The following is an 8977-nucleotide window of genomic DNA, read 5'->3' on the forward strand; positions in this document are numbered from 1 at the left end:
AATCAGTCAGGTCATGCAAATCTGCCTCAGTAGCTCCAGACACTACGACACCTCACCTTATAGAGCCGATCTGATCGAACCATGGCAGTTGAAAATCAGGCTGGTATAAAAAATGGGGGAATGCCAGCGCTTTTTCTTGTTGACAATTAGGCCTTGTATCTATTCATGGATTATACGAGTAGAAAAATATGACGGAAATTATCTGTACCAAGAACCTGGTCAAGGATTACAGCCTGGGCAAAGTGAAGGTGCGCGCCTTGAACGGGGTGGACCTCACGATCGCGGAGGGCGAATTTGTGGCCATCATGGGTCCCTCGGGATCCGGGAAAAGCACGCTGATGCACATCATCGGCTGTTTGGACAGCCCCACGGAGGGAGAATACCATCTGGACGGGGTGCGGGCCAGCGCCATGGAAAAGAACGAACTGGCCATGGTCCGCAACCGCAAGATCGGCTTCGTGTTCCAATCCTTCAACCTGCTGCCGCACCTGAATGTGCTCAAAAACGTGGAACTGCCTTTGATGTACGCGGGCATGAATCCCAAACAGCGCAACCAGAAAGCGCGCCAGATCCTGGAGAGCGTGGGCCTGAGCGACCGGCTGAAACACAAGCCGGCAGAGCTTTCCGGGGGTCAGAGGCAGCGGGTGGCGATAGCCCGGGCGATCGTGAACGATCCTGCCATTTTGCTGGCCGACGAACCCACTGGGAATCTTGATTCCCAAGCCGGAGGGGACATCCTGGAGATATTTTCACAACTCCACCAGGCCGGCAACACCGTGATCATCGTCACCCACGACAAAGCCGTGGCGGGGCGGGCTACCCGCATCATCCACATCATGGACGGAAAGATCGAAAATGGCAATATCCCTGGGTGAATCACTCCAGATCGGCCTGGCCGACATTCTCACCCGCAAGGTGCGCAGCGCGGTCACCATCATCGGGATAATCCTTGGCGTGATGAGCATCATGGTGGTGCTGGCGATCGTGAACGGGATGAACCAGTCGACCCTGGATTGGATGACCCAGCGGGGCGGGCTGACCAAGATCGACGTCCATCGCAACTGGGCTTACGACTTCAGCCGAGGCGGCGACCCGAGCTTCAGCCTGCGCGAGATCAGCCAGATCCAGAGCCTGGTCCCGGAAGTGGCGGCCTTCAACCCCCAGGTCCAATTGCGGTCCAGGGAATTGCAGTACGGGGAAATTGGCTACAATTGCGATATTTTGGGCGTTTATCCCGATCTGGTCAAGGTTGAGGACTGGAATGTCCGCAGCGGGCGTTTCATCAACAGCCTGGACATCGCCAACCACAACAACGTGGTGGTGCTCGGATCGACGGCCAGCCAGGAGCTTTTTGCCTCCAAAGACCCCATGGGGCAATACCTTACCCTCGCGGGCCAGCGGCTTCTGGTGGTGGGGGTGATGGAAGAAAAGTACATGCAAAACCAGGGCGGGGGGAGCGCTTTTTCGGACAACGCGCTGGAGTATATGAACCGGCGGGCCTTTGTGCCGCTTTCCACTCTATTGAGCAAGATCGATCCCACGCAAAAGATAGGCAGCCTCAGCCTTCAGGCAAACAGCCCGGAAGAGGCCAAAGAATTACGCCGGAACGTGGAAAACATCGTCCTGAACCTGAAACAGGGCAAGCAACTCTTTTCCGTCAGTTCCGCGCAGGAACAGATGGAGCAGATGAAACAAAACACGATGATCTTCACCGCCATCTTTTTCCTGATCGCGGTGATCTCGCTGCTGGTGGGCGGCATCGTGATCATGAACATCATGCTGGCCTCGATCAAGGAACGCACGCGCGAGATCGGGGTCCGGATCGCCATCGGGGCCAGGCGCCGGGACATCTTTTGGCAATTTTTGGTGCAAACAGTGTTGATCACTGGCCTGGGCGGCGTGCTGGGAATTGTGCTGGGCTACGCGATCCTGGGCGCCGTGGGCTCCTATCTGCAGTTGCAGGTGGTCGCGTCGGTGCAGATGATCTGGGTGGCGCTGCTGGTTTCCGTTGGGGTCGGCCTGCTGTTTGGCATCGCGCCCGCGGTGCGGGCCAGCAAATTGAACCCGGTGCAGGCCCTGAGGGAGGAATGAATGCCGGAACAAGCTAAGAAGAACATCTTCAAGAACATCTGGGAAACCCTGAAAAGCATTGTAGGAACTGCTTTGCATGACCTGGGCGGAGTGTGGGGATACCTTAGCCAGCTCGAAAAGCGGAAGAAGATCCTGGGGAATATCTGGTCCTTCCTCAAAGAACTGTATCTGCGGATCAAAACCGAAAGGGTGTTGCGGGAGGCGGGATCACTCACCTATATCACGATCATGGGCTTCATCCCCTTTGTAGTGTTCATTCTGGTGATCGCGCCGGACCTGCCGTTTCTGAACCTCAAGGAAAAGGTCTTTGACCTCATTGGGGACAATCTGATGCCCACCTCCGCTCTGACGGTAAATAACCTGATCGAGGGGATGCTGGAACGCCGGGGCGGATTCAACGTGCTGAACTTCATCGTGATGATCGTTTCCTCCTACGCGTTGTTCCGCGTCATCCGCAATACCTTCGACCGTGTCCTGAGGGTCGAAACTCCCGCCAAACAAGACGCGATCAGCCAGATAGTCAAGTTTCTGGGCACGATCATCCTGGGCGTCTTCATCATGATCATCCTGCTCTCCAGTTCATCGCTGCCCCTGATCTCCAGGCTACTGGACATGCCGCTGCTGAGATGGCTCACCTACGCCTTGCCCTTCATCATGCAGTATCTGATGCTCATCTTCCTCTACATGCTGATGCCGACCATCAAGATCCGGCGCGGCTCCCTGATCCGGGGCGCGTTCTGGACCGCCTTGATCTGGGCCCTGGTCAAGAGCGGATTCGACCTCTACATCTACCGGATGACGAATTATCAGGCCCTCTACGGCGCGCTCTCGGCCCTGCCGATCTTCCTGCTCTGGATCTATCTGAACTGGGTGATCATCCTGGGCGGGATCGTGATCGTGTCGGTGATCGAAGACCGCAAGGGCTCTGCCTTGAGCAAGAGGGATCCGAACAAAAAGGTGGGTATGGTGCGGGTCACTTTGGAAATGTACAGCGACACCAAGCTGGTCCAGCTTTTGGACAGGTATTTCAGCAAGAAAGAGGTCAAAGAACTGGTGGCCGAGCTCGAAGACGAGGAAAAGGAAGAGCAATGAAAAAGTACGCGCTGATCACCGTTTCGGACAAGACGGGAGTGGAGAGGCTGGCCGTGGAACTGGAAAAACTGGGCTACGGGATACTTTCCACCTCAGGCACTGCAAGGTATCTGCGGGGGTTCTGCTCCGCCGTGACCGAGGTTTCGGATCTGACGGGCTTTCCGGAGATCCTGGACGGGCGCGTGAAAACGCTGCATCCTGTGATCCACGCGGGGATCCTGGCGGACCGGGATAACGAAGCGCATCTGGGCACCCTGAGGGAGATGAAGATCCAGCGCATCGACCTGGTGGCCGCCAATCTCTATCCTTTTGAGCAGACCCGGCTTAGGCCAAACGCCACACCTGAGGAGATCATCGAAAACATCGACATTGGCGGGCCCACCCTGATCCGGGCCGCGGCCAAGAACCATCGCGGCGTGATCGTGCTCACCGATCCCGCGGATTATGAGGAGGTGCTGGGATATCTCCGAGATGGACTGGAAGTGCCCGAAACCACGCGCAGGCATCTGGCCGCCAAGGCTTTCGCGCTCGTTTCGGCCTATGACGCGGGCATCGCGGATTATTTATCGGAACCGGACGGGGCCGCAGCAAACCAGCTTCCGCCGAGCGTCTCGATCGGCTGCTGTCTGGATTCGGCTCTTCGCTATGGCGAGAACCCGCATCAGAAGGCTGGTTTTTACCGCTCAGCCCAGACCGGCTGGAAGGTCCTGCACGGCAAGGAACTTTCCTTCAACAACCTGCAGGACATCGATTCCTCGCTGCGGGCGCTGCGGCTCTTTGAACGGCCCACGGCGGTGATCACCAAACACTGCAATCCCTGCGGGATCGGCAGTTCTGAGAGCTTGCAGGACGCCTATGCCAAAGCCTTCGCGGCCGACACCCAATCCCCCTTTGGCGGGATCGTGGCCCTGAACCGCCCTCTGGACCTGGCAACGGCGGAGCGGATCAACCAGGTCTTCACGGAGATCATCATCGCTCCGGGCTATGAATCCGGAGTTCTGGATTTTCTGAAAAAGAAAAAGAACCGCCGCCTGATCGAGTTTGACCCGGTTGTCGCGCTGGTTGCCGAGAGCCCCTGGGAACTGAAGAACCTGCTGCGCGGCTATTTGCTGCAGGAATGGGACCTGGTGGATGAGCACCCCGCCGCCTGGAAAGTGGTTTCCCAGCGCCAGCCGGACCAGCGTGAGGCCAAGGCCCTGCGTTTTGCCTGGAAAGTGGTTTCCCTGCTGCGTTCCAACGCCATCGCCATCACGGGGGAAGATTGTGTCTATGGCTTGGGTTCCGGACAGACGAGCAGGATCGATTCCACCCATCTGGCGATCTGGAAAGCCCACAAATTCGGCCACGACATCAGTTCCGCGGTTTGCGCCTCGGACGGGTTTTTCCCCTATCGCGATTCGGTGGATGAACTGCACCAGAACGGCATCAAGGCGATCATCCAGCCGGGCGGTTCCAAGGCCGACGAGGACGTGGTCCGGGCCTGCGATGAATACGGCATGGCGCTCGTGTTCACGGGCTTCCGCCACTTCCGGCATTGATTTTAGTTTGACAGAATATGAGGTTTCAAAAAAATGGCTTTTCTCAAGCGCGGAGATGTGTCCGAGTTGGCTGAAGGAGCACGATTGGAAATCGTGTGTATGTGCAAAACGCGTACCCTGGGTTCGAATCCCAGCATCTCCGCCATCGACTTTAGCAATCACCCACTTTCAAATAGAATTTTAGAGGAGTTTTCATGAAAACACATTCAGCTATCCTGATCGGCTGTGGGGCAATCATCGTAATTCTGGCGGCTGCTTTCGCGGTTGGCTATTTCATCGGGTTCAGCCCCAGAGTGGAAAAGGTTTCCCCCGGCACCTGGCTGCTGCTCGATCCGGGCACCTCGGTCCCGGACTACAACGAGGTCAGCGGTTCCGGATTCTTAGGATTTGCCCCGCTCAGCGCGGAGGAGATCTGCCGCAAGATCCGCCACGCGGCAAGCGACACCAAGATCAAGGGGATCGTGATCAGGCCCGGCCTGGCGCAGATCAGCTATGCCAACCTGAACGAGATCAACGCGGCCCTGCAGGAATTCCAGGCTGCCGGGAAGCCCGTCGTCGCCCATGGCGAAATATTCACCCAGAGGTCCTATCTGCTTGGCGCCATGGCGGATAAGGTCCATATGGACCCCACGCGCTCCGGAGGCCTGATCCTGGAAGGCGTGGCCGCCAACATACTGTTTTACCGCGATGCCCTGAAAAAGCTGGGGATCAAGATGCACGTGATGCAGGCCGGAGAATATAAAGGCGCCGGCGAACCCTACACCCAGACCTCGCTCAATCCCGGCACGGAGGAGAACCTGCGCCAGGCTCTGAAAGGCAGGTATGAACAGCTCCAGGCCGACATTGCCCAAAACCGCGGCCTCGATCCCGCCCTGGTCAGCGACATCTTTGAAAACCGCCCCGACATTTTTATCAACGCCGAACACGCCAGGATCTACGGGCTCATCGACGAACTCTCTTCCTGGGACGAACTCCGCGAGGAATACGGCATCACGGACTCCAAGACCGTCTCCATCAAGAACTACAGCGATTCCTTTGCCTCTTCGCTATCCAGCAACAAGATCGCCGTGGTCAACCTGAGCGGAAACATCACCCCCTCAAGCGGCTGGGGACCGGAAACCTTCATCAGCGCGGCCAAGGTGGACAAGGTCATGGACGCGATCGAAGAGGACGGATCGGTCAAGGCTGTCGTCCTGCGCGTGAACAGCCCCGGCGGCTCGGCCCTGGAATCCGAGCTCATCTATCAACGGATCAAGCGCCTGGACATCCCGGTCGTGGTCTCGATGGGCGGGGTCGCGGCCTCGGGAGGCTACTATATCAGCTGCTCCGGGGATCATATCATCGCCGATCCGCACACGATCACCGGCTCCATCGGCGTGATCATGGCCCTGCCGGAAGCCGAGGAACTGGGCAACAAACTGGGCATCGAGAGCCAGACCCTCAGCTATGGCAAGTTCGCAGCATACGGCAGCATTTTCGAACCCTACGGCGAGGAGTTCCTCAGCTCGTTGGAGCGCAATTCCGAAAATGTCTACGCGGAATTCACCCAAAGGGTCATGGACGCCCGCGGAATCAGCCCGGAAGAGATTTCGGCAGTGGCCGAGGGGCGTGTTTTCATCGCCTCGGACGCCAAAGCCAGCAATCTGATCGACGAGATCGGCGGCCTGGACACGGCCGTGGCAAAAGCCGCGGAACTGGCCGGGATCGACAAGTACGGCGTGAAGCAGTATCCTGAAAAGATGAACGTTTGGGAGCTGTTCCGCAGCGAAGGCTTCTTCCAGATGGCCTCCGAACTCCTGGCCCGGCGCGATTTCAGCCTGGAGCAGAGGATCCTGGATTATCTGGAGCGGACCCTCGCGACCCGCCAATGGCTGTATTTTTGCCCGGTCAATTTCGACTGAGCCAGCCATTCAACCAATTTTTAACCGGAAGTATATGACATGAGAAAAGATAAATTCAACACAGAGATAATAGTCAACGTCCACCCCCTGGAAAAGCGCGTCGCCGTGCTCGAGGACAACCGTCTGGTGGAGCTCTTCGTGGAGCGCAAGGACAAGCAGAATATTGTCGGTAACATCTACAAGGGTTTCGTGAAAGACGTCCTGCCCGGCATGGGGGCCGCCTTCATCGAGATCGGGCTGGAACGGACAGCGTTTTTGCACTATTCAGACATCGTCCTGGATTTCCTGGAGATCTTTGAAAGCGACAAGCAGCGGCCGCGCGTGAATCCCAAGGATTCCTCGCAGATCGGCAACCTGCTCAAATCTGGCCAGGAGATCGTCGTCCAGGTCCACAAAGGGCCGATCGGCTCCAAAGGCGCCCGCCTCACAGGCCAGATCTCCATTCCTGGCAAGTATCTGGTGCTCTTTCCCAACAAACACAAGATCGCCATTTCCCGCAAGATCTACAATCAGAACGAGCGCTCGCGTATCCGCAACATCATCAATTCCTTCAAGGACCCCAACCACGGCTTGATCGTCCGCACCGAGGCCGACGGCTGCGACGAGGACGAACTGCGCACCGAATACAACGCCCTGGCAAAAACCTGGAAGCTCACCGACAAGCAGATCAAAAACGTCAAGGGACCGGTCTGCGTGTTTGAGGAAAACGCCCTGGAAAACTACCTGATCCGGGACCTGTTCGGCGAAAACGTCGACCGGCTGGTGATCGATGACAAAGCCTTCGCGAGGAGCATCATTTCCCATCTGGAGGATTTTTCCCCGGAGCTGATCCCCAACGTGGAGATCTATAAAGAGGATTCGCCCATCTTCGACGCCTGGGGGATCGAGAAAAAGATCGACACCATCTTCCATTCCCGCATCTACCTGCCCAGCGGCGGAAACATGAAGATCGAGCAGACCGAGGCCCTGGTGGCCATCGACATCAACACCGGAAGCTTCACCGGGAAAACGCATTACGAGGAAACGATCAAGAAGACCAATATCGAGGCCGCGGCCGAAGCTGCACGCCAGATCAGGCTGCGCGACCTCAGCGGGGTGATCATCATCGATTTCATCGACATGATCAGCGACCAAAACAAACAGGAGGTGCTGGACACCCTGCGCAAAGGACTGAGGCGCGACCGGGCCAAGAACAAGGTCTACAATTTCACCGAACTGGGCCTGGTGGAGGTCACCCGCAAAAGGATGCGCTCCACCCTGATCGCCAATTTCGCCGATCCCTGCCCCCTCTGCAACGGCACTGGCCGCGTCGTTTCCCGCGACACCATGCTGATGCGCATCCATCGCTGGCTAAACCGCTCCGATTACTTCGTGAAGAACAGCCGCCTCCGCATTGTCGTGCATCCCGAACTGGTGGAGCATATCCGCCAAAACGAGACATATTTCAGCGCCTACAAGGACCAGGTGGACATCGAGCCCGATCCGGAAATGCGCGCCGACCAGTTCAAGGTTTTCAAGCTCCCCGGCGGGGAGGACATCACCTCCAAATTCAATTGAGTTTCCCGGCCCTGCCAGGACCATGATCTTCTGGCCTGCTGGAACGAAACCGCCTTTTCCGCCGTATCTTGCTGCCAGGCATAAAGATACGGCGGTTTTTCTTTTTCCGCCCCTGATATGGCTCCCCTTATCAATACGGTGTCATTACGGACTCAATACGGACAAAGTCCGTAATGAGTCCGTATTGATAGCGTAGTGATCAGGGGGAGGATGAAAATAAATCGTGACTGCCACTCTGGAGTCGAGCTCCGACTTTCTCCCGGCTACGTTGGCAGATATAAAGGGTCAGGATGGGCGGGCATGGACTCCAGCAACTAATCATGCGTGGGTGGAGTCCGGAGGACGACAGTGCATTAGCACGGTATGCAGCGCAGCGGAATGCCGTGACAACGGTGTTTTGCTCATATAAAAAATATCCCCACCCCCACCCCAATTAACGGTACTGCTTCCCGCCAATCGAGGTGGGGGTGGGGCAAAAAAAACGATCACCGTCTCCGTCACATATCACGGCATTCCGTTCCTTGACCCGCAATACGCTCCGCGCCTTGCTTGCCCGCGTCACTCCATACCGTGCTAATGCACTGTCGTCCTCCGGACTCAAACACATCATATTCAGAATTCTGATATCTGCCTTTCAAGGGGGCGGAAGCCGCCGTTTCAAGGGCAGTGATTTATACAGAGTTTACATTCATATGTCATAAATAGAGATAGCTGCAGTGACTCAAAGATGCTACTGTATCGTCATCCAACGCCTCAAAGACACAGACCATTTGATCCATCATTTGCTTGAGCGAATCA

Annotated in this window: 6 protein-coding genes and 1 tRNA gene; all 7 read left to right on the forward strand. The window is 56.8% G+C overall.

Going from position 1 to position 8977, the window contains the following annotated elements:
- Nucleotides 1-188: 188 nt before the first annotated feature.
- Entirely contained in the window at nt 189-875 is a 687-nt protein-coding gene (locus K0B87_08440; protein MBW6514767.1) for an ABC transporter ATP-binding protein, read from the forward strand.
- Nucleotides 856-2091, forward strand: coding sequence for an ABC transporter permease (locus K0B87_08445; GenBank protein MBW6514768.1), 1236 nt, complete (start codon nt 856-858; stop codon nt 2089-2091). Before K0B87_08440 ends, K0B87_08445 begins: the two co-directional genes overlap by 20 nt.
- On the forward strand, nt 2092-3183 hold the full coding sequence (locus tag K0B87_08450) for a YihY family inner membrane protein (GenBank protein ID MBW6514769.1): 1092 nt from the start codon (nt 2092-2094) through the stop codon (nt 3181-3183).
- On the forward strand, nt 3180-4721 hold the full coding sequence (purH, locus tag K0B87_08455) for a bifunctional phosphoribosylaminoimidazolecarboxamide formyltransferase/IMP cyclohydrolase (protein ID MBW6514770.1): 1542 nt from the start codon (nt 3180-3182) through the stop codon (nt 4719-4721). Before K0B87_08450 ends, purH begins: the two co-directional genes overlap by 4 nt.
- Nucleotides 4722-4772: 51 nt before the next feature.
- A tRNA-Ser gene (locus tag K0B87_08460) sits at nt 4773-4866 on the forward strand.
- Between the two features lie 49 nt (nt 4867-4915).
- Nucleotides 4916-6622: a signal peptide peptidase SppA gene (gene sppA, locus K0B87_08465; protein MBW6514771.1), complete on the forward strand. Its 1707-nt coding sequence runs from the start codon at nt 4916-4918 to the stop codon at nt 6620-6622.
- A 39-nt stretch (nt 6623-6661) separates the two neighbouring features.
- The gene (locus K0B87_08470) at nt 6662-8179 is read left to right on the forward strand and encodes an Rne/Rng family ribonuclease (GenBank protein ID MBW6514772.1); all 1518 of its coding nucleotides are present in this window, start codon (nt 6662-6664) and stop codon (nt 8177-8179) included.
- Nucleotides 8180-8977: the final 798 nt, after the last annotated feature.

The organism is Candidatus Syntrophosphaera sp. (assembly GCA_019429425.1).
GTDB lineage: Bacteria > Cloacimonadota > Cloacimonadia > Cloacimonadales > Cloacimonadaceae > Syntrophosphaera.